The sequence below is a fragment of the Bradyrhizobium sp. CCBAU 25338 genome (genome assembly GCF_028128965.1).
GTDB classification, from domain to species: domain Bacteria; phylum Pseudomonadota; class Alphaproteobacteria; order Rhizobiales; family Xanthobacteraceae; genus Bradyrhizobium; species Bradyrhizobium liaoningense.
Window position 1 is genome coordinate 87,936 of record NZ_LFKY01000032.1, and the last position, 26,044, is coordinate 113,979.

Consider the following 26,044-nt stretch of genomic DNA (forward strand, 5'->3'; position numbering starts at 1 on the left):
AGTCCGGTGTATGGAGTTCCCTCGTTCCGTCCTCTTGGCCTTTGCCTTCCGCACCCATGCCGATTTTCAACCAGTCGATCCGGCGCAAGATCGTCGGCATCGCCCTCGGATTGATCGTCCTGATGCTGGTCACCTCGATCCTGTCGATGGTGATGTCCAGCCAGGTCGGCGTCCTGCTCGATGAACTGACCAACCGCTACATCCCGGCCTACAGCCATCTGGCGCGCGCCAACATTCGCTCGCTGGAGCGGGCGCTGGCGCTGCGGCGGATGATCATGACCCGGATGGAGGCGCCGTCGGACGAGGAGGCCTACGCGGCGCGCCTTCGCGAATTCGAGCAATCGGACCGCAGGATCGAGGAGGAGGCCGAGGCCGCGCGCAAGCTGATCAACGCGATCATCGAGGACCCCAGGACGTTTTCCGACAATGCCGCGCTGGCGCGAATCGATATCCGCATCGACACCGCCGTTACCGAGTTGCGGCGCGATCTGAGCGAGGACCATGCGAAGCTCCTCAAGCAGGTCGACGCCAAGCAGATGGCCGAGGCGCGCGGCACGCTGGAACACATCGACGTGCTGCGCGAACAGTTCAACCGGAAGATCGATACGATCCGCGGCGATATGCTGGCGCAGGTCTTCTTTTCGACGTCGCAGGTGATCAGCCGCCAGCATCAGACGATCATCGTTTCGGGAGTCGTGACATTGCTCGCGGCGATCGTCGGATTTGCGTTTGCGCTGCTGGTGTCCAGCGGCATCACGCGTCCGGTACGGCTGCTGCTGGCCGGCACCCGCGAGGTCGAAGCGGGCCGGTTCGACAAGCCCATCGCCGTCTCGACGCAGGACGAGATCGGGGAGCTCGCCGCGGCCTTCAACCGCATGATCGAGCAGCTGCGGCACAACGAGCGCATCCGGGAGACCTTTGGCCGCTACATCGACCCCAAGGTGGTGCAGGGTCTGATCGAGCGGCCGGAGGTCGCAATCGAGGGCGAGCGCCGGGTCATGACCATCATGTTCTGCGATATGAGCGGCTTCACCTCGATGAGCGAGGGCATGACCCCGCGCGGCCTCGTCAAGGTGATGAATCACTATTTCACCGTGATGTCCGGCCCCATCAGGAGCAATCGCGGCGTCATCGACAAATATATCGGCGACGCCATCATGTCCTATTGGGGCCCGCCCTTCATCGAAGAGGACGAGCAGGCCCTGCTCGCCGGGCTTGCTGCCGTCGAGATGGCCGACCAGGTGCCTGCGCTGCAGAAGCAGCTGCCCGATCTGCTCGGTATCCGCGCCATGCCCGCGCCGTGCGATCTGCGGATCGGCATCGCCACTGGCGAGGTCCTGACCGGCAGCATCGGCTCCGAGCTGATGATGAGCTTTACCGTGATGGGCGACGCCGTGAATCTCGCCTCGCGGCTGGAGACCGTCAACAAGGTCTACGGCACCCGCATTCTGATCTCGCAGGCGACAGCGGATGCGATTGGATCGCGCCTCGAATTGCGCGAGATCGACCGTCTTGCGGTCGCGGGCCAAAGCGCGCCGCAGGCGATCTTCGAGGTGATGGCGCGACCGGGCGCACTCACCGATGCGCAAGTCAGCCTGCGTACGCACTATGCCGAAGGTCTCGCCGCGTATCGTGCCCGGCGCTTCGACGACGCACGTGCCGCCTTCAACGCGGCGCTCGAGGCGGTCCCCGGCGACGGTCCCTCGCGCACGATGCTCGGCCGCATCGGGCAGTTCGCAGCCAATCCGCCGGATGCCGCTTGGGACGGCACCTGGCGGCTCGAGCAGAAATAGGCTGTCGCGGAAAAATTGATGCTACCCCATAACGATGTTCGCTGTGACCTATTTCCCGGATTTAGGTTAGCTGTCCTTGTGGCGTTTGACGGGGACACGCCGATGACAGAACTTCAGGACAGGTTGGAACGGTTCGAGACGCTCACCGCCGAATGCGAACTGATCGCCAAGCTCGCCACCGACAGCACCAAGCGCGAGTTCTATCTGAAGCTCGGGGAGCAGTACCGCCAGCTGGCGGTGGATATTCGGCAGGCGATCGCGACCACGGCTGCGGCCTGAGGCCGGCTGAAATCCGTTCTTAACATTTAGCGCGCATTCTCGCAGCATGCGGGCATCGCCGATCGGCGGTGGCTCGTGGTGGGAAGGCCGGGGTTCGTTGCAATGCAGCGCACCTCGCGAGTGTCATCGTGCCATGCCTGACAGGGCAAGTCCCATGCGCCTCGTTGCCGTGATCATATGCGCGCTCATGACGGCGGCCTGCGACCAGGAGCGGGACATCACCGGCTCGACGACGTCGACCTGTCCGATACGAAACTACAGCTACAATCCACGCGACATGAACCAGTGCGTCAACGCCTGCAGATCGTGCGATCGCGGCACCACGGTCACCTGCACGACCTCCTGCACCCTCAAGGGGGCTCGCTGAGCAAATTGCCTTCTGCCTGCAAGGGCTCGCAACCGCGCATCCCCGGCCCCCATCGCCCCCGCCGTCTCGACCTGATAGGGTCGATCGGAGCAGGGGGACATCGGATGAAATTCGCAAGCTTTGAAATCGACAACGCCGGAGGTCTCGTGGGAACGGCGAGCAACGCGCAGGCTTCCAGCGAACGTGGCGTTGACGGTGCCGAGGCACCGGAACGATTTACATAGGATAGTCATTGGAAGCAGTGGGCAGGACGCGGAGTCCGATGGAATGGGTATGCTCGATCCCGGCCGGTTCCTGGTGTCGTGCTCGCATTGCGATGCCTGGCCGATGGCCGCCAACGTGAAGCGTTCAAGCTGGTCGGCATCCCCGCATGAGGTCCGTTTCGTCTGCACGCGCTGCCGGCGCGAAGAGACCGCGATCGTCTCGGCCTCCGGCGAGCTGATGCCGATCAAGCGCCTCGACGTTCCGCCGCGCGATGTCGCTGTCGCCTGGGCTCAGGCCCAGCGCCCGCGAGGACGAACGTAGGCGGCGCAGGGCATTGTTCGATTCGCTTTGAAGCCGGCCCACCGGTCGATTGACTCCCGGCCTGGGCGCCCCGTAGATTGGCCGCCGACGGTTCTCCCCATGGAGATCAAAAGGGAATGTGGTGCGAGATGTCCCAAGGCCGGGATCTTCTCAATGCCATGGCTGCCCCCGCAACTGTAAGCGGTGAATCTCTCGTCCTATGCCACTGGGAATCTCGGTCCTGGGAAGGCGACGCAGAGGTAACGACCCGCGAGCCAGGAGACCTGCCGTCAGCCGTGGTCACACGCGAAGATGTCGGTCGGGGAGTACAGACATTAGCTTCACCGGAGCAATCGATCGCTCCGCCGTAAAGCCTCGTTCGCTGTGACGTGCCACTGACGTCATGCCGAGGTTACAATTGTGTCCCGTATTGTCACTGCCGCCAGGCGCCGCTGCGCCGGCATCGTTGCGGCCGTTTCGCTGTATTCGCTCGATCCCTCCATCGCCCACGCCCAGCAGTCCGTCGCCGAGCAGCTGCCACCGGTTGAAGTGACCAGATCCGACGATCAGAACCGTACGCGTGCCAGGGCGATCGGCGATGGCGAGGCGGGGCGGCGCCGAACGGCGCCGGACGGGGCGCCGAGTGGGACCGGCTCGTCCGGCTCGGGCAATGAGGCCGCCGCCGGCAATGGCGGTATCGTCGGCGCGGCCACGACCGTCATCACGGCCGCGGACATCGCTCATGCGCCGTCGCAGACGCTGGCCGAGATCATCGCGACGCAAGTGCCGGGCGCCCAGATCACGACGTTCTATGGCGGCCCGATCGGTGCCAAGACCAGTGTCGACCTGCGCGGCTTCGGTGCCTTCGCCACGGCCAACACGCTGGTGCTGGTCAACGGACGGCGGCTGAACGACATCGATATGGCCCAGGTGGACCTCTCCACCATCCCGCTCAATGCCATCGAGCGCATCGAGATCACGCGCGGCAATTCCGGTGCGGTGCTGTATGGTGACAATGCGGTTGGCGGCGTCATCAACATCGTCACCAAGAATGGCGTGGGCGGCCCGCCCGTGACAGCGCGCATCGAGGCCGGTTTCGGCTCATTCAATACCAGGCTCGGCAACGTCTCGGCCGCGATCAATTCCGGTCCGTGGTCGACCTCGTTCTACGGCAATGCCGTCAGGACCGACGGCTATCGCGACAACAATCGCTATTCGCAGGAGAACGGCGTCGGCAATCTGAACTACACGACGCCGGGCTTGACCGCCTTCCTGACCGTCACCGCTGACAATCAGGAGTTGCGACTGCCGGGCGGCCGCACCGTCGATCCCTCCATCGGCGTCGACGAGCTCGCGACCAACCGGCGAGGGACCAGCACGCCCTTCAACTACGCCAATCAGCAGGGTTTTGGCGCGACCGCGGGCTTCACGAAAACTCTTGTCAACGGCGTCGATCTCATCGTCGACGGCGGCGTGCGCGACAAGAAGCAGCAGAGCGCATTTTTCTCGAGCCCGGCGCCGGTTCCGGCTTTCTTCACGTCGACCTATGTCGATGCTGACCTTACGACATGGTCGATTACGCCGCGGCTCAGCGTGAAGAGCCTGCTCTTCGGAATGCCCTCGCAAGTGCTGACCGGCGTCGACTACTACGATGCGAGCTTTCAGCAGAACCGCGGCGCCGGCCAGGGTCTCGCTCCCTGGCACAATTACGATCTCAGGCAGCGGACGGTTGCGGGCTATATCCAGCACACGCTCGGCGTCGCGCCAACGACCGATATCTCCTACGGCGTCCGGGTGCAGAACACCAATCTCTCGGCACGTGACAATTTCGACCCGGCCGCTCCGTTCAACGCCGACATCGGCGCGCTCCCGCTCAGGACCGACGAGACGCAATATGCGCTACACCTCGGTGCGGAGCATCGTCTCAATGACACCGTCGCGCTGTTCGGCCGCGTTGCGCGCGCCTTCCGCACGCCTGATGTCGACGAGCGGGTGTCGTCAGGCCCTTCATTCGACCCGTTCTTCAATCCGCTCCCGCAAACGTTCCAGCTCAAGACCCAGACGTCGCAGGATATCGAGGGCGGGCTGCGCATCAGAGGAGGCGGACTGCAGATGCAGAGCAGCCTCTATCTGATGGACCTCGCCAACGAGATCCATTTCAATCCGATCCTGTTCTACAACACCAATCTGGATCCGACCCGCCGCTACGGTTCGGAGACCAGTGTCTCCTATCGGATCAACGACGCCCTGCTGGTGCGTTCCGGCATGGCCTATACACGGGCCGTCTTCCGCGAAGGCGTCTGGGCGGGCAACGACGTGCCGCTGGTGTCGCGCTACACCGCGAGTGCGGGCCTCACCTGGAAAATCTGCCAGAACTATCTGGTGCTGGACGCCACCGCGCGCTTCTGGAGCGAGCGTCGCATGGACAACGACCAGGCCGGAACCCAGAAGCCGATTCCCGCCAACGGCACGATCGACCTCAAGCTCAGCGGCCAATATGAGCGCTACTTCTGGTCGCTCAGCGTCAGCAATGTGCTCAACGCGCTTTACTACGACTACGCCGTCGCAAGCGCCTTCACGGACGGTCGCTTCAGCGCCTATCCGCTGCCCGGTCGCACCTATCTGCTCAAGGCCGGCGCCACGTTTTGATTTCAATGGGGCTGTCACAGGCCCCCAAATGGACTAGAACTCGAAGAGAAGGAGATCACTTATGGCTCTCGACATCCTGCCGTCCGACGGCGACGGTTCCCGCCTCCATCCGGTGACGCCGCGTCTCGCGCCGATGTTCGGCTTCGCGCTGCTGACGGTTTCATGCGCGCTCGCAAGTTTTGCGTTCGCCTGTGCGACGCCGTTCGCGGCCTTCGCCGTCGTCGCGGCTGCAATGCTGCCGCTGCGTCCGGCGCTGCTCGTCGTCACCGGAGCCTGGCTCGTGAACCAGAGCATCGGTTTCGGCGCGCTGCACTATCCCATCGATGGCAGCACCATCGCCTGGGGTTTCGTCATCGGCGCGGCTGCGCTGCTGGCGACGGCGGCGGCGGCGGCCGTGCTCCGCAGGCTGCCGCAGGGCCGCACGCCGCTGATGCTGGCGCTCACGCTCGTCGCCGCCTATGCGGCCTACGAGCTCGCGCTGCTCGCCGCAACGCCGTTCCTGGGCGGAGAGGCCGCCTTCACCGCCGCCATCGTCACGCGCATCGGGCTGACCAATGTCGCCTGGCTCGCCGGCCTGGTCGCCGTCTGCGAGGTCGTGCGCCTGTTCGATCCGTTCGGGCGCAAGGGCGTGATGTCGGCCTGAGCAGTCCTCTCGTAGCCCGGATGGAGCACAGCGAAATCCGGGGCAACTCGTTCCGTAGCGCGTCATTTCTCCGGATTGCGCTTACGCTCCATCCGGGTTGCGTCGCCGCGCCTGTGTCGCCCTTCTGTCAATCCGTCAGCGCGGAAATATTCCGCTTTACCGAAATTCGGATTTGTCGTATGTGTTGCCCATCCCGGCTCATCCTTGAGGGGCGACCATGTGGTCGTCATTGTCGCGAGCCGGGCTTTGCGGTGGACGCGGCAGCGTCGTGCACGAGAGGTGAAGGGCAGGGCGGATTGCTCTCCGTGAGCCCGAAACTGCGTGCGGACGAGCGGCGCTGTCAGGTTCGTCGTGCCAGCATTTCGGCGGCAAAGTGCACAACGCCGTCGAACCCTGTGGCGCCAACGAACCGCGCGTACGGCAAAACCGTGTGGTCCTGGCCGTCGTTGCTACGGTCAAGCTCTTGCGGAGGCGGCAGTCGCGTCAACCAGCGCGGCGCCGGTGGATTTCGCAGGGGTGAGGGAGGCCAGAACGAACTCGGCTCCCGGGAGAGCGCGGCATAAGCCGTCCGACCATCGCGCAGGGAAGGCCGTGTGTTGGGCTTCACCTGTATGCTGCTGTGCGGTTTTCTGCGTGTGCTCTATGCGCAGCAGACCGCGGGTGCGAGCCGGCACCCGGCCTTCCCTGCGCCCTCTTGGCTCAAGAGGGTGGAACGACGAAGCAAAGCTCGGGCGAGTTCAGCCGCGAGAACGCGAAGGCATGTCTACGATTTCAGATGCGCGTAGAGGCTGCGATGCCGCCCCTTGCTCCGTCATTGCGAGCGCAGCGACTTGTCCGCCGAAGCCTTCGGCGAAGGCGGAAGCAATCCAGAATCGTTCCACAGCGGCAGTCTGGATTGCTTCGTCGCAAGAACTCCTCGCAATGACGAGGCGGAGAGAACGTGCGCCATACTCCACTCTCGTGCCCCAGACGCAGCGCAGCGTCCCTTCGACGGTGCGCTGCAGAGCCGGGGCCCATGTCGCTGTGTCGTACTGTGGCCCTGGGTCCCGGCTCTGCGCCGCAACGCCTGCACGTTGCAGCTTGTCCGGGACACGAGCGGCAGATTGGCTGCCTATGCCCAAGCCGACTCAGCCGCGATGATGCGTTGTTCTAGCTGGCAGAAAGGGCGCACTGCATCCGTCGCAAAATCTGAAGTTGCCAGATGGCCCCCTTAGTGGAGGTATCAAAGTAGTCTTGTCCGTGTCTTCCACGCCACGATTGTTGTGCCTCCGCAACACTCACGCCGGATTTAACCCTCATCAGCGGCGGTTCGCATCGTCGCCGCTTTTTGGCCACACCCGAACATGAATAAAATCACTCTAGTGTTTTAAGGGCAGTGGCGGTCTTCGAAGGCGACGAGAAAATCCCAAGGTCGATTCAAATCTTGGCTCTGATTTTTCGGGTCTGAAAGGGTTGGCCGGGGAAACTGGTTGCGATGGTCGCAAAGATTGACAAGCAGAGGCTGCCGAGCCGTCACGTGACGGAAGGCCCTGCGCGTGCGCCCCATCGGTCCTATTTCTACGCCATGGGTCTGACCACCGATCAGATCCACCAGCCTTTCGTCGGTGTCGCCTCCTGCTGGAACGAGGCCGCTCCCTGCAACATCGCGCTGATGCGCCAGGCCCAGGCGGTGAAGAAGGGCGTGGCGTCGGCCGGCGGCACGCCGCGCGAATTCTGCACCATCACCGTCACCGATGGCATCGCCATGGGCCATGACGGCATGCGCTCCTCGCTGCCGTCGCGGGAATGCATCGCCGACTCGGTCGAGCTGACGGTGCGCGGTCACGCCTATGACGCGCTGGTCGGCCTTGCCGGCTGCGACAAGTCGCTGCCAGGCATGATGATGGCGATGGTCCGCCTCAACGTGCCCTCGATCTTCATCTATGGCGGCTCGATCCTGCCCGGCAATTTCCGCGGGCAGCAGGTCACCGTGCAGGACATGTTCGAGGCGGTCGGCAAGCACTCGGTCGGCGCCATGTCGGACGAGGACCTCGACGAGATCGAGCGTGTGGCCTGTCCGTCGGCGGGCGCTTGCGGCGCCCAGTTCACCGCCAACACCATGGCGACCGTCTCCGAGGCGATCGGCCTCGCTTTGCCGTACTCGGCCGGTGCCCCGGCACCCTACGAAATTCGCGACGCGTTCTGCATGACCGCGGGCGAGAAGGTGATGGACCTGATCGCCCAGAACATCCGGCCGCGCGACATCGTCACCCGCAAGGCGCTGGAGAATGCGGCTGCCGTTGTTGCGGCGTCCGGCGGCTCGACCAATGCTGCGTTGCACCTACCGGCGATCGCGCACGAGGTCGGCATCAAGTTCGACCTGTTCGACGTCGCTGAAATCTTCAAAAAGACACCTTATGTCGCGGATTTGAAGCCAGGCGGCCGTTATGTCGCCAAAGACATGTTTGAAGTAGGTGGCATACCGCTTCTGATGAAGACGCTGCTCGACAATGGCTTCCTGCACGGTGATTGCCTTACCGTCACGGGCCGCACGATCGCCGAAAACCTCAAGAGCGTGAAATGGAATCCGCACCAGGACGTGGTGCACCCGGCAGACAAGCCCATCACCGTGACAGGCGGTGTGGTCGGTCTGAAGGGCAATTTGGCGCCAGAAGGTGCGATCGTGAAAGTCGCGGGAATGTCCAACCTCAGGTTTACCGGTCCGGCCAGGTGCTTCGACCGTGAGGAGGATGCGTTCGAGGCGGTCCAGAACCGCACCTACCGCGAAGGCGAAGTCATCGTGATCCGCTACGAGGGGCCGAAGGGCGGCCCCGGCATGCGGGAAATGCTCCAGACCACAGCTGCGCTGACCGGCCAGGGCATGGGCGGCAAGATCGCGCTCATCACCGACGGCCGCTTCTCCGGCGCCACCCGCGGCTTCTGCATCGGCCATGTCGGGCCGGAGGCGGCGGTCGGCGGCCCGATCGGGCTGCTCGAGGACGGCGACATCATCGAGATCGACGCGGTCGCCGGTACCCTTAACGTAAAATTGAGCGACGCCGAGCTCGCCCAGCGCAAGACCAAATGGAGCGCTCGCGCGACTAATCATACGTCGGGTGTGCTCTGGAAATATGCGCAGCAGGTCGGACCGGCGGTTGGTGGGGCGGTAACCCATCCGGGCGGGGCGCACGAGAAACAGTGCTATGCGGACATCTAGGCGTGCCATAGTTGCGTTTGTGTTGGGGGCGGCTGCGCTGGCCGCGCCGGCGCTCGCCTTCGACGGCGCGCCGGTCAACCCAAAGGACGCGGCCATCCCGGTCGTGACCACCTTGCCCGGCGCCGCGGGTGCTGTGCGCACCAAGGTTCCGCCGGCAGTCGCACCCCAGGAAACCTCGCTCAGCGCGCTGCAATATGCCGCCGAGGGTGGCCACCCCATCGCGCAGTGGAAGCTCGGCCGCATGTACGCCAACGGCGACGGTGTCGCCCAGGACGATTTGCGTGCCTTCGAATATTTCAGCCGGATCGCCAACGCGCATGCCGAGGACAGCCCGTCGGCGCCGCAGGCGCAGATCGTGGCCAACGCCTTCGTCGCGCTCGGCCGCTATTATCTCAGCGGCATCCCGAACTCGAAGATCAAGTCGGACCCGGAGCGGGCGCGGGAGATGTTCTCCTATGCGGCCTCCTATTTCGGCAATGCCGACGCGCAATACGATCTCGCGCGGCTGTACCTGAAGACCCCCGACGCCTCTCGCGAGGATTTCCGCTATGGCGCGCGCTGGCTCGGCCTCGCCGCGCAGAAGGGCCAGCACCAGGCACAGGCGCTGCTCGGCCAGATGCTGTTCAACGGCGACCGCCTGCCGCGCCAGGCCGCGCGCGGCCTGATGTGGCTGACCCTGGCGCGCGACAGCGCCGGCGCCGAGGAGACCTGGATCAAGGAAAGCTACAACCGCGCCTTCGCCAAGGCCTCCGATGACGACCGCGCCATGTGCCTGCAAATGCTGGAGCAGTGGGTGCAGGGCCGCCGGGACTAGGTTCCCGTGGGATAGGCAAAGGCGCCCTGGCACCGTGCCCACCACCTGATCGGCGCTCACGCCGCGTCGAGATCCAGATCCGCCCACACCGGCACGTGGTCCGACGGCTTCTCCCAGCCGCGCACATAGCTGTCGATGCCGACATTGGCGAGCCGGTCGCTGGCCTGTGGCGACAGCAGCAGGTGGTCGATCCGCAGGCCCTGGTTCTTCTGCCAGGCCCCGGCCTGGTAGTCCCAGAAGGTGTAGAGCCCGGGCTCATCGGTGACGGCGCGCAAGGCGTCGGTCAGGCCGAGGCCGAGCAGGGACTGGAAGCTTTCGCGCGTCTCCGTCTTGAACAGGGCGTCCTCGGTCCAGGCGGCCGGATTGTGCACGTCGCGGGCATGCGGGATGACGTTGAAGTCGCCCGCGAGGATCAGCGGCTCCTCAGCCTTGAGGCGCTCCTTCGAATATTCAAGAAGCCGGGACATCCATTTGAGCTTGTAGGGATATTTGTCGCTCCCGACCGGGTTGCCATTGGGAAGGTAAAGGCAGGCGATGCGCAGCACCCCGCGCTTGAGCGTGACCACGCCCTCGAGGAAGCGGGCATGCGTATCCTCGTCGTCGCCGGCGAGCCCCGACTTGGTCTCGTCGAATCGCAGCTTCGAGAGCAGGGCGACGCCGTTGAACGTCTTCTGCCCATGGGTGACGACGTTGTAGCCCAGCGCCTCGATCTCCAGCCGCGGAAAGGCCTCGTCGACGCATTTGATCTCCTGGAGGCAGACGATGTCGGGCTGGCACTCCTTCAGCCAGGTCAGCAGGAGATCGATCCGCTGCCGGACCGAGTTCACGTTCCAGGTGGCTACTCTGATGGACATAGGGAGGGGCTCCGGGCGGGGCCATGGTTAGAACAAACTGCAAACGCGCCCGTCAAGGACGCCGCAAAATCTCCCACAAAATTAACCCGGTCTAAGCAGGCGGCGGGCCATTGATCGTCGAAAGGTTCCGCGGATGGGTTGGCCGGACAAGTCGATGAAGCGAACTGAACCGCGTGACGGCCTGATCGGCGCATTCCTGTATTGGCTCGGCGGCTTCGAGATCGAGGACGGCCTGACAGCCGATCTCAGCGAGCGCGAGATCCGCCGCATCCGCGCCAAGCAGATCGACGCCGTGACGCGGCTGATGCCGGTGACGATGGCGGTGACGATGCTGAACGTCGCCATCGTGCTGATCCTGTTCTGGGGCAGGGGCTGGAACGACTTCCTCGCGATCTGGGGCCTGACGCTCGCCGTCACCGCCTCGCTCGCGGTGCGTTCCTGGCAACGGTCGCATCAGAACCCGCCGCAAGAGGCTTCGCCCCGCGCGGCGCGCCAGATGCTGCGGCAGGCATTCTTCCTCGCCGCGATCTGGGGCACGCTGCCGCTCGCGCTGTTCAGCCGCATCGAGCCGACCAGTCAGCTCATCCTGGCCTGCCTGATGGTCGGCATGATGTCGGGCGGCGCCTTCACGCTCTCGACCTTTCCGCGTGCGGGCCTCATCTATCTCGCGACCATGACCGTCGCCTGCGCCGGCGCGCTGCTGCTGTGCGGGACCGGGCCCTATCTCGTGACCTCGGTGTTCCTGCTGCTGTTCGCATTCTTCATGGCGCGCAACATCGTCTCGCAGGGCAATCTGTTCCTCGGCAATCTCAAGGCCCAGCTCGAGCTCGAGCGCCAGACCGAGATCATCTCGCTGCTGCTGAAGGACTTTCAGGAGAACGCCAGCGACTGGCTGTGGCAGACCGACGCCGACGGGCATCTGATCGACGTGCCCCAACGCTTCGCGGACGTAGCGCAGCTGCCGCTTCCGCTGCTGAAGGGATCGCATTTCGCCGACGTGCTCGACATGCTCTGCCCGGAGGACAAGAGTGCAGCCTACAACGTTGTCGGCCTGATGGAGCAGAACGAGCCGTTGCACGAGATGAACCTCAAGGTCGTTGCCGGCGGCGAGGCGCGGCTGTGGTCGCTGACGGCGAAGCCCGCCTATGATCGCGAGGGACATTTCCTCGGCTATCGCGGCTTCGGGCGCGACGTGACCGAGCGTTGGCGCGCGGAAAAGGCGGAGGCCGAGAGCCGCGCCAAGTCGGACTTTCTGGCGGTGATGAGCCACGAGATCCGCACGCCGATGAACGGCGTGCTCGGGCTCGCCAGCATGCTGCTCGAAACCCAGCTCGATGCGGAGCAGCGCGAGGCGGTCACCACGATCCGCGACTCCGGCGACAATCTCCAGCGCATCCTCAACGACATTCTGGACTTGTCCAAGCTCGAGGCCGGGCGCTTCACCTTCGAGGCGATCGACTTCGCCCCGCAGGCGCTGGTCGAGGCTGTCGCGACCGTCATTCGCGCGAGCGCCAAGAACAGGGGGTTGACGGTCAAGGTCGAACTCGATCCGAACCTGCCGCCGACCCTGCGCGGCGACGTCGCACGCATCCGCCAGGTGCTGCTCAACCTCGCGTCCAATGCGGTGAAGTTCACCGACCAGGGGGAGGTGACGATTTCGGTCACCTGCCAGGCGCGACGCGATCTGTTGGCGACCGTCGAATGGACGGTGACCGACAGCGGCATCGGCATCGCCCCCGAAAAGCTCGGCCAGCTCTTCAGCGACTTCGCGCAAGCCGATGCCTCGATCAGCCGTCGCTTCGGCGGCACCGGCCTCGGCCTTGCGATCTCACGGCGCATCATCGAGCAGATGGGCGGCACCATCGGAGTCACCTCGACGCCGGGCCAAGGCTCGACCTTCCGTTTCACGCTGGTGCTGCCCTGGAGCCAGGCGCAGACGTCCGATCAGGCAGGCGGCCGCGACGAGGCCGACGATCTCAAAGCCCGCATTGCCGGCCTCGACCGGCCGCTGAAGGTGCTGGTCGCGGAGGACGATGCCGTCAACCGCATGGTCGTGAGCAAGATGTTGGGATCCTTCGACGTCGAGCTGCGCGTCGTCGCCGACGGCGCCGAGGCCGTCGCGGCGGCATCCGAGGGCAATTACGACGTCGTGCTGATGGACGTGCGCATGCCCGACATGGATGGACTTGCGGCCACCCGCACGATCCGCGCGCAAGGCGGACGCCTCGAAGCTTTGCCGATCATCGCGCTCACCGCCAATGCCTTCCCCGAGGACATCAAGGTCTGCCGCGAGGCCGGTATGTCGGACTTCCTCGCCAAGCCGCTGCGCAAGCCGGCGCTGGTCGCGGCACTCCTGCGTGCGCTGAACGGCCATGTCATGTCGGAGGACGCACCGCTCCAGCCGGACCTGACGCCGGTCGAGGTGGAGTGGACGGAGGAGGAAAGGCAGATAACGGGCGCGTAGCCGGTCAGACCGAGAAGCTGGTCCCGCAGCCGCAGGACGCTGTGGCATTGGGATTGTTGACGCGGAACGAGGCGCCGATCAGATCGTCGACGAAATCGACCTGCGATCCCGCCAGGAAGGGCTGGGAGGCGGAATCGACCAGCACCACCGCATTGTCCTGCTCGATCACGAGATCGTCGTCGGTGCGGGCACGGTCGATGTCGAACTTGTACTGGAAGCCGGAGCAGCCGCCGCCCTCGACGGAGATGCGCAGCATCGCGCCAGAACCTTCGCCCTTGAGGATCTCCCCAATCCGGCGTGCGGCCCGGTCGCTGATGGTCACGGCAGTCGTCATCGTTCGTCTCCGATAGTCCCGCAGTCATACCCAATTCATTTGGTATCCCGCGCCCGACATAGTTAAGTGCCACCATACGCAGAATCAAATGGATAGGGACTAAATTCGCCGTGTCCGTCGGAATGGCAGCCCCCCGCGCGCCCTATGCCTGCGATCCCGATCGCAGCCGTGGCCGGCTGGTCGCCGAACCCCCGAGCCGAACCCGCAGCCCGTTCCGGCGGGATTGCGACCGGGTGATCCATTCCACCGCCTTCCGCCGCCTGAAGTACAAGACCCAGGTGTTCGTGTTCCATGAAGGCGACCATTACCGCACCCGGCTGACCCATTCGCTGGAGGTGGCGCAGATCGCCCGCGCGCTGGCCCGGCAGCTCGGGCTGGATGAGGACCTCACTGAAACCCTCGCGCTCGCCCACGATCTCGGTCATCCGCCGTTCGGGCATGCCGGCGAACGGGCCCTGGACGCCTGCCTGAAGGAATTCGGCGGCTTCGACCACAACGCCCAGACGCTCCGCGTCGTCGCTTCGCTCGAACACCGCTATCCCGAGTTCGACGGGCTCAACCTGACCTGGGAATCGCTGGAGGGCATCGTCAAGCACAACGGTCCGCTGACCGACCGCAGCGGCGCTCCGGTCGGGCGCTATCGCGAGCACGGCATTCCCGTCGGCATCGCCGACTACATCAAGACCTACGACCTCGAACTGTGGAGCTTCGCCTCACTGGAGGCGCAGGTCGCCGCGATCGCCGACGACATCGCCTATGACGCGCACGACATCGACGACGGCCTGCGCGCCGGCCTGTTTCACCTCGACGATCTCAAGGTGATGCCGCTGACCGCGGAGATCATCGCCGGGATCGCTGCGCATTATCCCGACCTTGAAGACGTCCGGCGCGGCGCCGAACTGGTGCGCGAGCTGATCTCGCACCTGATCGGGGCGGTGTTTGCGGAGGCACAGAAGAACCTCGCCGCCACCAAGCCGCAATCGGCTCAGGAGGTGCGGCAGCAGAGCCGGGCGCTGATCGCGTTCCCCACCGAGGTCGCGGAGGAAGAGGCCGCCATCAAGGCCTTCCTGTACCAGCACATGTACCGCCACAAGCGGGTGATGCGGGTGATGGGCGAGGCGGAGCGGATCCTGTTCGACCTGTTCGCAAAATACCTGAAATCCCCCGGCGAGCTGCCGCCGGAATGGCTGCTGGGGGCGGAGGCGGACGACGAGGGCGACCGCGCCCGGCGGATCGGCAATTTCATAGCCGGAATGACGGATCGCTTCGCACTGACCGAGCACCAGCGGCTCTTTGACTCGACCCCGGATTTGCGTTAGGCGGCGGCCATGCCCCAGACATCCTCATCCCTGCATCTGTTCGCCGACGTGCTCGCGCGCGTGCACGCCGCCTGCCGCGCGCTTGCGGCGGACGCCAGCTGGCCGGAGGGCATCGATTTCTCGCGCGTGGTGGTCGAGCCGCCGCGCGACGCCTCCCATGGCGACATGGCGACCAACGCTGCCATGGTGCTTGCGAAAGAGGCAAAGGCAAAGCCGCGCGACCTCGCCGAGCAGATCGCCGAGCGGCTCCGTGCGGACGCGCTGATCGCCAAGGTCGATGTCGCGGGCCCCGGCTTTATCAACCTGACACTGAAGCCGGCCGCCTGGGCCGAGGCGCTGCGGACCGTGCTGCGCGAAGGCGCCGATTACGGCCGCATCCGCGGCGGCTCCAAGGTCAATGTCGAATACGTCTCGGCCAATCCGACCGGGCCGATGCATGTCGGCCATTGCCGTGGTGCCGTGTTCGGCGACGCACTGGCGAGCCTGCTCCAGTTCGCCGGCCACGACGTCACGCGCGAGTACTACATCAACGATGCCGGCGCTCAGGTCGACGTGCTCGCACGTTCCGCGTTCCTGAGGTATCGCGAAGCGCTCGGCGAGGACATCGGTGCCATTCCCGAAGGGCTCTATCCCGGCGACTACCTCAAGCCGGTGGGTGAGGCGCTGGCGAAGGAGCACGGCGACAAGCTTCTCTCAATAAGCGAGGCCTCGTGGCTGCCGACCGTGCGTGCCAAGGCGATCGCGATGATGATGGACGAGATCAAGGACGATCTCGCCGCCCTCAACATCCGTCATGACGTGTTCTTCTCCGAGCGCTCGCTGATCGAGGCGGGTAACAACAAGGTCGCCGAGACCATCGATTTCCTGCGCGCCAAGGGCGACATCTACGAAGGTCGCCTGCCGCCGCCGAAGGGCGCACCGGTCGAGGATTGGGAAGACCGCGAGCAGCTGCTGTTCAAGGCGACCGCCTACGGCGACGACGTCGATCGTCCCCTGATCAAGTCGGACAATTCCTACACCTACTTTGCCTCCGACATCGCCTACCACAAGAACAAGTTCGACCGCGGCTTCGCCGAAATGATCGACGTCTGGGGCGCCGACCATGGCGGCTACATCAAGCGCATGCAGGCGGCGGTAAAGGCGACCACCTCCGGAAAGGGTGCGCTCGACGTCAAGATCGTTCAGCTCGTGAAGCTCTTGCGCAACGGCGAGCCGGTTAAAATGTCGAAGCGAAGCGGGGACTTCGTCACCTTGCGGGAGGTGGTGGATGAGGTCGGTCAGGACGCCGTCCGCTTCATGATGCTCTACCGGAAGAACGACGCGGTGCTCGACTTCGACCTCGCCAAGGTCATGGAACAGTCGCGCGACAATCCGGTGTTCTACGTCCAGTACGGTCACGCCCGCGGCCACTCGATCTTCCGCAACGCGCGCGCCGAGGTGTTTCCGGAACTGCCCGAGGATACCGGCAAACGGATCGCCTGGCTCAGTGAGTCGGCCGTGGAGCGGCTGTCGGACCCGGTCGAACTCGATCTTCTCAAGCGCCTCGCAATTTATCCGCGCATGCTCGAGGCCGCCGCCGCGGCCCACGAGCCGCACCGAATTGCCTTTTATCTCTATGAGTTAGCGAGCGAATTTCACGCACTTTGGACGAAGGGGCGTGATTTGCCCTATTTACGCTTCATTATCAATAATGATGCAGATCTTACAAAGGCGCGACTGGCCATGGTCCAGGGCGTCGTCTCGGTCCTGGCATCGGGCCTCGCCATCCTCGGCGTCCATGCCCCGGACGAGATGCGGTAGTTTGGGGCGAACTACTTAAGGGGAACTCGGGGGGTAACCGGCAGAAGCCGGATCGCTTAGACTTGGTTGAAAGCCTTGTGGGTCGAAAGCCGCGCCTTGGTCGAGGGGCGCGCGGCTTTCCCGAAGGGACGCATCATTACGATGGCCGAACGATATCAGGACAGACCGTTTCCTTCCGACGACTATGGTCGCGGTGGCGATCAGCATGGGAAGGCGGAAAATGATCCCTTGGCCGAGCTCGCCCGTCTGATCGGACAAACCGATCCGTTTGCAGCGCAGGGCCGGCCGACCGCGCGCCCGCCGGCAGCGCCGGCCCGGAGCAGTCGTCCAGACGATTATCGCCAGAACGATGATCAACAGGACGATGATCAACAGGATTACACCGAGCAAGCCCCGCCGCCGCCCGGGCCGCCCTCATGGATGCGACGCGCCAACGTGCAGCCGGCGCCCGCGCCAGAGCCCGACTATCCCGTCTCCGTCAGCCCGGTTCATCCGCTGCATCGCTATTCGGCCAAGCCTGCCATGCCGGAGCCTGATGTTCATCAGGCTCAAGCCTATCAGGATGGTCCATATCAGGATCAGGCATATCAAGGTCAGGCCTACCAGCAGCACGGCCAGGCTTACCAGGATCAGACCGAGCCGGAGCCGTACGCGCAGCCCGATCCGTCGCGCTACGACGACGCGCTCTACGGCCGGCTGGAGACAGGCGAGCAGGACTATCAGCGCGATCCCGCATATCCGGACGATCCTTACGCGTTCCAAAGCGACTACCCCGACGACGCCGAAATCGAAGAGCCGAAGAAGCAGCGCGGCGGCATGATGACGGTCGCGGCGATCCTCGCGCTCGCCGTGGTCGGCACCGGTGCGGCCTTCGCCTACAAGACCTATATCGGCTCGCCCCGCAGCGGCGAGCCCCCGATCATCAAGGCCGACAACACGCCGACCAAGATCGTGCCGGCGCCGACGGACTCCTCGGCCAAGGTGCCGGACCGTATGGCCAGCGGCGATGGCACAGAAAAGATCGTGCCGCGCGAGGAGGCGCCCGTCGACGTCAACGCCAAGGCGGGCGGTCCCCGTGTCGTGTTCCCGCCACTGAACCAGAATGCGAACCCGCCGTCGGTGGCCAGCGTCTCGCCATCCTCGGTTCCGCCGCCAAGCACGGGGGTCCCGAGCAATGGGACGTTGCCGAGCAATTCGCCGCGCCCGATCCGGACCGTCGCCGTAAAGGGCGACCAGACCGACAGCGCTGCGCCGCAATCGGCCGCCGCCAAGCCGACGATCGCCGCGCCCAAGCCTGTTGCCGCGCCCGCTGCGACGGCGGCGCCGCACAATTCGCCGACCTCGGCAAATGCCAGCCTCAACCAGCCCCTTTCGCTCTCGCCGCAGTCGGGACCGACGGCCGAGCCTGCGCACCGGATGGCTGCCACCAACCCGACGCAAATCGCCCCCGCCAGCAACGGTGGCGGCTACATCGTGCAGGTGTCTTCGCAGCAAAGCGAAGACAGCGCCGCGGCGTCCTACCGAGTGCTTCAGAGCAAGTACGGCAGCGTGCTCGGCTCCCGTTCGCCGGTGATCAAGCGGGTCGATCTGACCGACAAGGGCAAGGGGATCGTCTATCGCGCCTTCGCCGGTCCCTACGCTTCGGCCGAGGAGGCGACGCAGGCCTGCAACAGCCTGAAGGCTGCCGGCCTGCCGTCCTGCTTCATCCAGAGGAATTAACGGCCGTTTCCTTGACCCCCTCGCGGGGCAGGGTTAATCGGCCGTTATGAGCACGCGGGCCTTCATTACCGGCGTATCCGGAACGGAACTGACCGCCGCCGAGCGGGAGTTTATCCGTGCCGAACGCCCATGGGGCTTCATCCTCTTCAAGCGCAACGTCGCGACACCGGCCCAAGTTACTGCATTGGTTGCGGAATTGCGGGCAGCTGCCAATGCTCCGGATGCTCCGGTCCTGATCGATCAGGAGGGCGGACGGGTGCAGCGGCTGGGCCCGCCGCACTGGCCGGTCTATCCGCCGGGCGCCGTATTCGCGACCTTATACGACACTGATTCGGCGCTTGGGCTCACCGCGGCGCGCCTCAGCGCCCGCCTGATCGCAGCCGATCTCGCTGATCTCGGCATCACCGTGGATTGCCTGCCGCTGGCCGATGTGCCCGTGCCGGGTGCCGACGCCGTCATCGGGAACCGGGCCTATGGCACTCATCCGGGCAAGGTCGCGGCGATTGCCCGTGCGGTCACCGAGGGCCTGGAGCAGGGCGGTGTCCTGCCGGTTCTCAAGCACATTCCCGGTCATGGCCGTGCCACCGCCGATACTCATTTCAAGCTGCCGACGGTCGACACGCCGCGGGACGAGCTGGAGCGGACCGATTTCGCCGCGTTCAAGTCACTCGCGAATCTGCCGATGGCCATGACTGCACATGTTGTGTTTAGCGCGGTCGACCCCGCCCATCCGGCGACGACATCTGCGACAATGATTGCTGACGTGATTCGCGGCGCAATCGGGTTCCAGGGTTTGTTAATGAGTGATGACGTGTCGATGAACGCGCTGTCGGGGAATATCGCCGAGCGGACCCGCGCCATCTTCGCGGCCGGCTGCGACGTTGCCCTGCATTGCAACGGCAACATCGAGGAGATGCGCGACGTCGCCAGCCGGACACCTGAATTGTCGGGCAGGGCATTGGAGCGGGCGAAAGCCGCGCTCGCCGCACGCAAGCCGCCGCAGCCATTCGACCGGGCGGCCGCGCGCGCGGAGTTGGACGCATTGATCGCACGGGCAAACACGGCATCGGCATGACCGCAGAAATCCTATCGTTCGAAACCGGGCGGCCCGCAGAGCTCGCCGAGGGTGAGCCGGCGTTGGTGGTGGACGTCGAGGGCTATGAGGGCCCGCTCGACCTCTTGCTCGCATTGGCGCGGCAGCAGAAGGTCGACCTCGCCAAGATTTCGATCCTGGCGCTGGCCGACCAGTACCTCCACTTCATCGAGGCCGCGCGGAAGATCCGGCTCGAGCTCGCCGCCGACTACCTCGTCATGGCGGCCTGGCTTGCCTTTCTGAAGTCGCGCCTGCTGCTGCCGGAGCCGCCGAGTGCGGAAGGCCCGAGCGCGGAGCAGATGGCGACGGCGCTCGCCAACCGCCTGCGCCGGCTGGAAGCCATACGCGAAGCCGCCAACCGGCTCATGAACAGGCCGCAATTGCAGCGCGACATCTTCCCGCGCGGCGAGCCCGAGCAGATCGCCGAGATCAAGCATCCGAAATATACCGCGACGCTGTACGACCTGCTCACCGCCTATGCCGCACAGCGCCAGTCGCGCGTGCTGGCGAGCGTGCATCTGGCCAAGCGCACGGTGTGGTCGCTCGCCGAGGCGCGTGCCACGCTGGAGCGGCTGGTCGGCAGCCTCAACGAACAGGACGACTGGGGCGTGCTCGACGATTTTCTGATCCGGCATGTCGCCGATCCGACGCAGCGGGCAACGGTGTTCGCCTCGAGCTTTGCCGCCGCGCTCGAGTTGGTGCGCGAAGGGCAGCTCGAGCTGAACCAGAAAGAGGCGTTTGCGCCGATCTATTTCCGGAAGGGGCGCCCAAAACCGGTCCCGGACGCAGCTCCTGCGCCCGACGCGCCGGTCGCTTAAGTGCAAGAAGGAGAATCTGCCATGGCAAGCCTGGCTGAAGTGCGGGTAGAAGAGGCCGAGCCGATGGAGAACGAATCCCAGGCACGTCCCGAAGAATTGCGGCTGCTTGAAGCGCTGCTGTTCGCATCGAGTGAACCGCTGGATACCGCGACGCTGGCCAAGCGCATGCCCGAGGGCGTGGACGTGAAGTCCGCGCTTGAGCAGCTCCAGGCGGATTATGCCTCGCGCGGCGTCAACCTCGTGCGTGTCGCCAACAAGTGGACATTCCGCACGGCCGGCGACCTCGCCTGGCTGATGACGCGGGAGACCACCGAGACCCGCCGCCTGTCGCGTGCGGCGATCGAGGTGCTGGCAATCATCGCCTATCACCAGCCCGTGACACGTGCCGAGATCGAGGAGATCCGCGGTGTCGTGACATCAAAGGGCACGCTCGACGTGCTGCTGGAGACCGGCTGGATCAAGCCGCGTGGCCGTCGCAAGACGCCCGGCCGTCCCTTGACCTTCGGAACCACCGAGGAATTCCTGTCGCAGTTCACCCTGGAACAACTGGGTGACCTGCCGGGTCTCGAAGAGCTGAAGGGCACTGGCCTGCTGGATTCGCGCCTGCCAACCGGATTTAGCGTGCCGACGCCGTCCGACGACCCGGCTCTGCGCGAGGACGAGGATCCGCTGGAACCGGGCGAGGACCTCGATCTCGCGCTGGCGCCTGCGGTTGAGCCCGAGACGCCGGAAGGCGGCAATGAGGGTGGCAGCGAAGGCGGCACCGAGGCGTGATGCCCGTCCGCCTACGGGCCCTGCGACCAGTTAACACTAGCAAGATTGCGTAGTGCCGACAGCGAATTGGCGCTGCCTTGGTCCTTGTTTTTGAGACCTGCCAAGCCTAGGTTTCGGTGAAGATCGGCCGGGTCCCCGGCCATGCGCGTTTGGAGGGTTGCAGGATGGGTTCACTCAGCATTTGGCACTGGATCTTGGTGATCGCAGTGGTCCTGCTGCTGTTCGGCCGCGGCAAGATTTCGGATCTGATGGGCGACGTGGCGCAGGGCATCAAGGCCTTCAAGAAGGGCATGCAGGACGACGACAAGCCCGCCGAGAAGCCCGAGCCGGCCAAGTCGATCGAGCACAATGGTGCGCCGACCGCCGCACGGTCCGACGTCGGCAGCAAGGCCGTCTGAGCCAGAGAGCACGCGAGACACGGGTAGCGGCCCCGATCCTGCGCGCGAGGATTGGGCCGGCTCCGGCTGGCGTGAACGGAAGACCTCATGTTCGACATCGGGTGGAGTGAACTGGTCCTGATCGGGGTCGTGGCCCTGATCGCCATCGGCCCGAAAGAGCTGCCGGGCGTGTTGCGCATGGTTGGGCAATGGATGGGCAAGGCCCGCAAGATGGCCGCGGAGTTCCAGGGCCAGTTCCAGGAAGCGATGCGCGAGGCCGAGATGGCCGACCTCAAGAAGAGCTTTGACGAGGTCAAGGAAGCCGCCACCGGCTTTACCAGCAACAATCCGCTGACCTCGCTGCAGAAGGATGTCAGCGACGCGCTCCGCGTCGATGCGCTGGACAAGCCGGCCGAGACGCCTGCCGCCACCGCCATCGATCCGCCCGTCACACCGACGGCACCGGAAGCGCCGACGCCTGCGACCTTCATGGAAGCCGAAGCGCATGCGGCTACGAACGAGCCGCTCGCGATCACCCGCGACGTCGAACCGGCACCGGTTGCGCAGGACACCGCGCCATCCGAGGCGATCAAGGACGCCAAAGCGTCATGACCGACGCCGATATCGAGGCCAGCAAAGCCCCGCTGATGGACCATCTGATCGAGCTGCGCTCGCGGCTGATCAAGGCGCTGCTCGGCTTTGGCATTGCCTTCATCTTCTGCTTCTTCTTTGCGAAGCAGATCTACAACGTTCTGGTCTGGCCGTTCGTGTGGGTCGCAGGGCCCGAGAACTCCAAGTTCATCTACACGGCGCTGCTGGAATATTTCATCACTCAGCTGAAGCTCGCGCTGTTCGGCGCCGGCTTCATCTCGTTCCCGATCGTGGCGACGCAGATCTACAAGTTTGTCGCGCCCGGCCTCTACAAGCACGAGAAGCAGGCCTTCCTGCCGTATCTGGTCGCCACCCCGTTCTTCTTCGTGCTCGGCGCGGCGCTGGTCTATTTCGTCGTGCTGCCGATGCTGGTCCGCTTCTCGCTCGGCATGCAGCAGGCCGGCAGCGACGAGACCGCGCAGATTCAGCTCCTGCCCAAGGTCGGCGAATATCTGTCGCTGATGATGTCGCTGATCTTCGCCTTCGGCATCGCCTTCCAGCTTCCGGTGATCCTGACGCTGCTCGGGCGGATCGGCATCGTCACCTCGAAGATGCTGCGCGAGAAGCGCCGCTATTTCATCGTGATTGCCTTCGTCATCGCGGCCGTGCTGACACCGCCCGACGTGCTCAGCCAGTGCTCCCTGGCCATTCCGTTGATGGCGCTCTACGAGGGCTCGATCATCGCGGTGGGGATGGTGGAGAAGAAGGCAGCGGCTTCGCAGGCCGCCACCGGCACCGACGTGTCGACGCCGGCCAATCCGGCGGAGTAGGGCACTTTCGCTTTATCATCGCACTGCTCAGCCCATGATTCGTCATGCCCGGGCTTGACCCGGGCATCCACGACTTGATCTAAGGCGGCAGACACGTGGATGGCCGGGATAAACCCGGCCATGACGGGAAAACAGCCATGCACGACATCAAATCGATCCGCGACAATCCGCAAGCCTTCGACGCCGGCCTCGCGCGGCGCGGTTTGAAGCCGATGTCTGCCTCGCTGCTGGCGATCGACGAGAGGCGGCGTGCGGCGATCCTCGCTTCCGAGCAGGCGCAGGCGCGGCGCAATGCGGCTTCGAAGGAGATCGGCGACGCCAAGAAGGCCAAGGACGAGGCGCGGGCGGCCAAGCTGATGGCTGAGGTCGCCGAGCTCAAGACCACGATGCCGCAGCTCGAAGCCGCCGCCAGGGCCGCCGACGAGGAGCTGACGAAAGAGCTGTCGGCGATCCCGAACATTCCGTTCGACGAAGTGCCTGACGGCGTCGACGAGCACGGCAACGTCCAGCACCATGTGTTCGGCAACAAGCGCAACTACAGCTTTGCGCCAAAACTGCATGACGATCTCGGTACCGCGCTCGGCTATATGGATTTCGAGGCGGCGGCCAAACTCTCCGGCGCGCGCTTCGTCGTGCTGAAGAAGGGGCTGGCGCGACTCGAACGCGCCATCGGCCAGTTCATGCTCGACCTGCACACGACCGAGCACGGCTACACCGAGATCAATCCGCCGCTCTTGGTGCGCAACGAGGTGATGTTCGGCACCGGGCAACTGCCGAAATTCGAGGACGACCAGTTCTGGGCGATCAAGGGCGAGCTGCTCGCCTCGCCCGACCACGAGCGGTTGAAGACCGAGCGCCTCGGTCTGATCCCCACCGCGGAGGTGTCGCTCACCAATCTCGCGCGCGAGTCCATTCTCGACGAGAAGCAATTGCCGATGCGCCTCACCGCGCTGACGCCGTGCTTCCGCGCCGAGGCGGGCGCTGCGGGGCGCGACACCCGTGGCATGATCCGCCAGCATCAGTTCACCAAGGTCGAGCTGGTCTCGATCACCACGCAGGAAACCAGCAAGGACGAGCTGGAGCGGATGCTGTCCTGCGCCGAGCAGGTGCTGCAGAAACTCGACCTGCACTATCGCGTGATGACGCTCTGCGCAGGAGATATGGGTTTCTCGTCGCAGAAGACCTATGACATCGAGGTCTGGATGCCCGGGCAGGGCGACGGCGGCATGTTCCGCGAGATCTCGAGCTGCTCGGTCTGCGGCGACTTCCAGGCGCGCCGCATGGATGCGCGCTCGCGCGGGCCGGATGGCAAGCCGCGCTTCGTGCACACGCTGAACGGCTCCGGCACCGCGGTCGGCCGCGCGCTGATCGCCGTGATGGAGACCTATCAGCAGGAGGACGGCTCGATCGCGGTCCCCGGCGTGCTCCAGCCCTATATGGGCGGGCTGAAGGTGATCGCGCGCGACTAAAGCGTTTTCCCGCGAAGTGGGCACCGGTTCGCGTCCGAAAACGCGGCATGACGAGAATCGCGTTGCGAAGATCGGACGGCCGGCTATCCTGCCGGCCCCCTCAGCGCGATCCCACCCTTCATGCCCTTGCACCGCGACATCTTCTGGATCGGCAGACAATGGGCGGTGACAGGTGCCGGGATCCAGGCCATCGATCAGCGTCTCCGCGGCGTCCTGGACATCGAGATCGTGCGGCTCTGGGACGACGATCTCGTGCAGAGCCGACGGGCCAAGCCCGGAGTCAATGCTGCCGACTTCGACAAGGCGCTGACGGTGGCACGCGAACGGTTTCCGCAGGCGCCGACACCTGACCCGTTCGTCGCGCAGCTGGAGGCGCTCGGGGTGATCGAGGCTCCCGTCGTGAATTCAGTCGTGCCGGCGATGCAAATGCGTGCCGAGGGCCGGCTCGCGCGTTTCCTGCCGCAATGGCGCATTCGGCGCTAGCGGAACAGGCCGGGAACCTGCTGCCGGGGCCCTGATCAGCCGGTTTGCCTGATGGGCCATGGCCGGATATGACAGATCAAACGGTTTTTCGGAATCGACCTCTCGCATGCGCATTCTCTGCACCAATGACGACGGCATCCATGCTCCCGGCCTCAAGGTCGTGGAGGAGATCGCGCGCGCCTTGTCGGACGACGTCTGGGTCGTGGCGCCCGAGCTCGACCAGTCTGGCGTGTCGCATTCGCTGTCGCTGAACGATCCCCTGCGCCTGCGCGAGGTCGGCCCGCGGCACTTTGCCGTGCGCGGCACGCCGACGGACTGCGTCATCATGGGGGCCCGCCATATCCTGGGTGCCAAGCTGCCTGATGTCGTGCTGTCCGGCGTCAACAAGGGCCGCAACGTCGCCGAGGACGTGGTCTATTCCGGCACCATTGCCGGCGCGCTGGAGGGCACCATCCTGGGCCTGCCGTCATTCGCACTGTCGCAGGAATTCAGTGTCGAGACCCGTGAACGGCTGCCGTGGGACACCGCGCGCAAATTCGGACCCGACATTCTGCGCAAGGTGATCGCTGCCGGCGTTCCCAAAGACACCGTCATCAACGTCAACTTCCCGTCCTGTGCGCCCGAGGATGTGCTGGGCGTCCGCGTCACGCGCCAGGGCAAGCGCAATCTCGGCTTCCTCAAGATCGACGAGCGCAGGGATGGCCGCGGCAATCCCTATTTCTGGATCGGCTTCGAGCGCACCGCGATGATGGATACGCCCGCCGACGGCACCGATCTCGCCGCGCTGCGCGAGCGCTACGTTTCCGTCACGCCGCTCAGGCTCGATCGCACCAACGAGGCGTTTTCGGAAGAGCTGAGCCTCACGCTGAAATAG

Annotated in this window: 23 protein-coding genes and 1 riboswitch; of the genes, 21 read left to right on the forward strand and 2 right to left on the reverse strand. The window is 65.0% G+C overall.

Annotated elements, in window-relative coordinates:
- Positions 1-56: 56 nt before the first annotated feature.
- The 8 genes from ACM42_RS12515 (at position 57) to ACM42_RS12550 (ending at position 10,245) form a co-directional block, all read left to right on the forward strand.
- Positions 57-1,793 (forward strand): adenylate/guanylate cyclase domain-containing protein, encoded by a 1,737-nt coding sequence (locus tag ACM42_RS12515; protein WP_271528203.1) that lies wholly within the window; start codon positions 57-59, stop codon positions 1,791-1,793.
- A gap of 102 nt (positions 1,794-1,895) precedes the next feature.
- Positions 1,896-2,072 carry a hypothetical protein gene (locus ACM42_RS12520; protein ID WP_271528204.1) on the forward strand — a complete coding sequence of 59 codons (177 nt, stop codon included), beginning with the start codon at positions 1,896-1,898 and terminating at the stop codon, positions 2,070-2,072.
- A 154-nt stretch (positions 2,073-2,226) separates the two neighbouring features.
- Entirely contained in the window at positions 2,227-2,439 is a 213-nt protein-coding gene (locus tag ACM42_RS12525) for a hypothetical protein (protein ID WP_271528205.1), read from the forward strand.
- Between the two features lie 267 nt (positions 2,440-2,706).
- Positions 2,707-2,964 carry a hypothetical protein gene (locus tag ACM42_RS12530; protein ID WP_271528206.1) on the forward strand — a complete coding sequence of 86 codons (258 nt, stop codon included), beginning with the start codon at positions 2,707-2,709 and terminating at the stop codon, positions 2,962-2,964.
- Positions 2,965-3,035: 71 nt separating this feature from the next.
- Positions 3,036-3,249, forward strand: a riboswitch (cobalamin riboswitch).
- 114 nt (positions 3,250-3,363) lie between these two features.
- Positions 3,364-5,592, forward strand: coding sequence for a TonB-dependent receptor (locus ACM42_RS12535; RefSeq protein ID WP_271528207.1), 2,229 nt, complete (start codon positions 3,364-3,366; stop codon positions 5,590-5,592).
- A 61-nt stretch (positions 5,593-5,653) separates the two neighbouring features.
- On the forward strand, positions 5,654-6,235 hold the full coding sequence (locus ACM42_RS12540) for a hypothetical protein (RefSeq protein ID WP_271528208.1): 582 nt from the start codon (positions 5,654-5,656) through the stop codon (positions 6,233-6,235).
- Between the two features lie 1,474 nt (positions 6,236-7,709).
- Positions 7,710-9,431, forward strand: coding sequence for a dihydroxy-acid dehydratase (gene ilvD / locus ACM42_RS12545; RefSeq protein ID WP_028182308.1), 1,722 nt, complete (start codon positions 7,710-7,712; stop codon positions 9,429-9,431).
- Positions 9,418-10,245 carry a tetratricopeptide repeat protein gene (locus ACM42_RS12550; protein WP_028182307.1) on the forward strand — a complete coding sequence of 276 codons (828 nt, stop codon included), beginning with the start codon at positions 9,418-9,420 and terminating at the stop codon, positions 10,243-10,245. The genes ilvD and ACM42_RS12550 overlap by 14 nt, the downstream gene beginning before the upstream one ends.
- A 56-nt stretch (positions 10,246-10,301) precedes the next feature.
- Here the strand turns inward: ACM42_RS12550 and xth are convergent, their stop codons facing one another.
- Complete coding sequence (gene xth / locus ACM42_RS12555; protein ID WP_035679920.1) at positions 10,302-11,099, reverse strand: exodeoxyribonuclease III; 798 nt, start codon at positions 11,097-11,099, stop codon at positions 10,302-10,304.
- A gap of 133 nt (positions 11,100-11,232) precedes the next feature.
- On the opposite strand from xth, the gene ACM42_RS12560 reads away from it, so the two are divergent.
- Positions 11,233-13,563: an ATP-binding protein gene (locus ACM42_RS12560; protein WP_271528211.1), complete on the forward strand. Its 2,331-nt coding sequence runs from the start codon at positions 11,233-11,235 to the stop codon at positions 13,561-13,563.
- A gap of 4 nt (positions 13,564-13,567) precedes the next feature.
- Here ACM42_RS12560 and erpA read toward each other — a convergent pair whose 3' ends face one another.
- Positions 13,568-13,897: an iron-sulfur cluster insertion protein ErpA gene (gene erpA / locus ACM42_RS12565; protein ID WP_024342679.1), complete on the reverse strand. Its 330-nt coding sequence runs from the start codon at positions 13,895-13,897 to the stop codon at positions 13,568-13,570.
- A 122-nt stretch (positions 13,898-14,019) separates the two neighbouring features.
- Between erpA and ACM42_RS12570 the strand changes: the two genes are divergently transcribed.
- From ACM42_RS12570 to surE, 12 genes are all read left to right on the forward strand, one after another.
- Positions 14,020-15,216 carry a deoxyguanosinetriphosphate triphosphohydrolase gene (locus ACM42_RS12570; RefSeq protein WP_271528212.1) on the forward strand — a complete coding sequence of 399 codons (1,197 nt, stop codon included), beginning with the start codon at positions 14,020-14,022 and terminating at the stop codon, positions 15,214-15,216.
- Between the two features lie 9 nt (positions 15,217-15,225).
- On the forward strand, positions 15,226-17,016 hold the full coding sequence (gene argS / locus ACM42_RS12575) for an arginine--tRNA ligase (protein ID WP_271528213.1): 1,791 nt from the start codon (positions 15,226-15,228) through the stop codon (positions 17,014-17,016).
- A 141-nt stretch (positions 17,017-17,157) separates the two neighbouring features.
- Positions 17,158-18,735: an SPOR domain-containing protein gene (locus tag ACM42_RS12580; protein ID WP_271528214.1), complete on the forward strand. Its 1,578-nt coding sequence runs from the start codon at positions 17,158-17,160 to the stop codon at positions 18,733-18,735.
- A gap of 46 nt (positions 18,736-18,781) precedes the next feature.
- Positions 18,782-19,810 carry a beta-N-acetylhexosaminidase gene (gene nagZ / locus ACM42_RS12585; protein WP_271528216.1) on the forward strand — a complete coding sequence of 343 codons (1,029 nt, stop codon included), beginning with the start codon at positions 18,782-18,784 and terminating at the stop codon, positions 19,808-19,810.
- A complete protein-coding gene (locus ACM42_RS12590; protein ID WP_028179491.1) occupies positions 19,807-20,646 on the forward strand; it encodes a segregation and condensation protein A in 840 nt (279 codons plus the stop codon). The genes nagZ and ACM42_RS12590 overlap by 4 nt, the downstream gene beginning before the upstream one ends.
- Before the next feature lie 21 nt (positions 20,647-20,667).
- Positions 20,668-21,420: an SMC-Scp complex subunit ScpB gene (scpB, locus tag ACM42_RS12595; protein WP_271528217.1), complete on the forward strand. Its 753-nt coding sequence runs from the start codon at positions 20,668-20,670 to the stop codon at positions 21,418-21,420.
- A 164-nt stretch (positions 21,421-21,584) separates the two neighbouring features.
- Positions 21,585-21,818, forward strand: a complete 234-nt coding sequence (locus ACM42_RS12600; protein ID WP_018317874.1) for a twin-arginine translocase TatA/TatE family subunit — start codon at positions 21,585-21,587, stop codon at positions 21,816-21,818.
- An 87-nt stretch (positions 21,819-21,905) separates the two neighbouring features.
- Entirely contained in the window at positions 21,906-22,409 is a 504-nt protein-coding gene (tatB, locus tag ACM42_RS12605) for a Sec-independent protein translocase protein TatB (protein WP_271528218.1), read from the forward strand.
- Positions 22,406-23,218, forward strand: coding sequence for a twin-arginine translocase subunit TatC (gene tatC / locus ACM42_RS12610; protein WP_028179494.1), 813 nt, complete (start codon positions 22,406-22,408; stop codon positions 23,216-23,218). The genes tatB and tatC overlap by 4 nt, the downstream gene beginning before the upstream one ends.
- Before the next feature lie 137 nt (positions 23,219-23,355).
- Positions 23,356-24,687: a serine--tRNA ligase gene (gene serS / locus ACM42_RS12615; protein ID WP_271528220.1), complete on the forward strand. Its 1,332-nt coding sequence runs from the start codon at positions 23,356-23,358 to the stop codon at positions 24,685-24,687.
- A gap of 120 nt (positions 24,688-24,807) precedes the next feature.
- Positions 24,808-25,170 (forward strand): hypothetical protein, encoded by a 363-nt coding sequence (locus ACM42_RS12620; protein WP_271528221.1) that lies wholly within the window; start codon positions 24,808-24,810, stop codon positions 25,168-25,170.
- A gap of 106 nt (positions 25,171-25,276) precedes the next feature.
- Positions 25,277-26,044, forward strand: coding sequence for a 5'/3'-nucleotidase SurE (surE, locus tag ACM42_RS12625; RefSeq protein ID WP_271528222.1), 768 nt, complete (start codon positions 25,277-25,279; stop codon positions 26,042-26,044).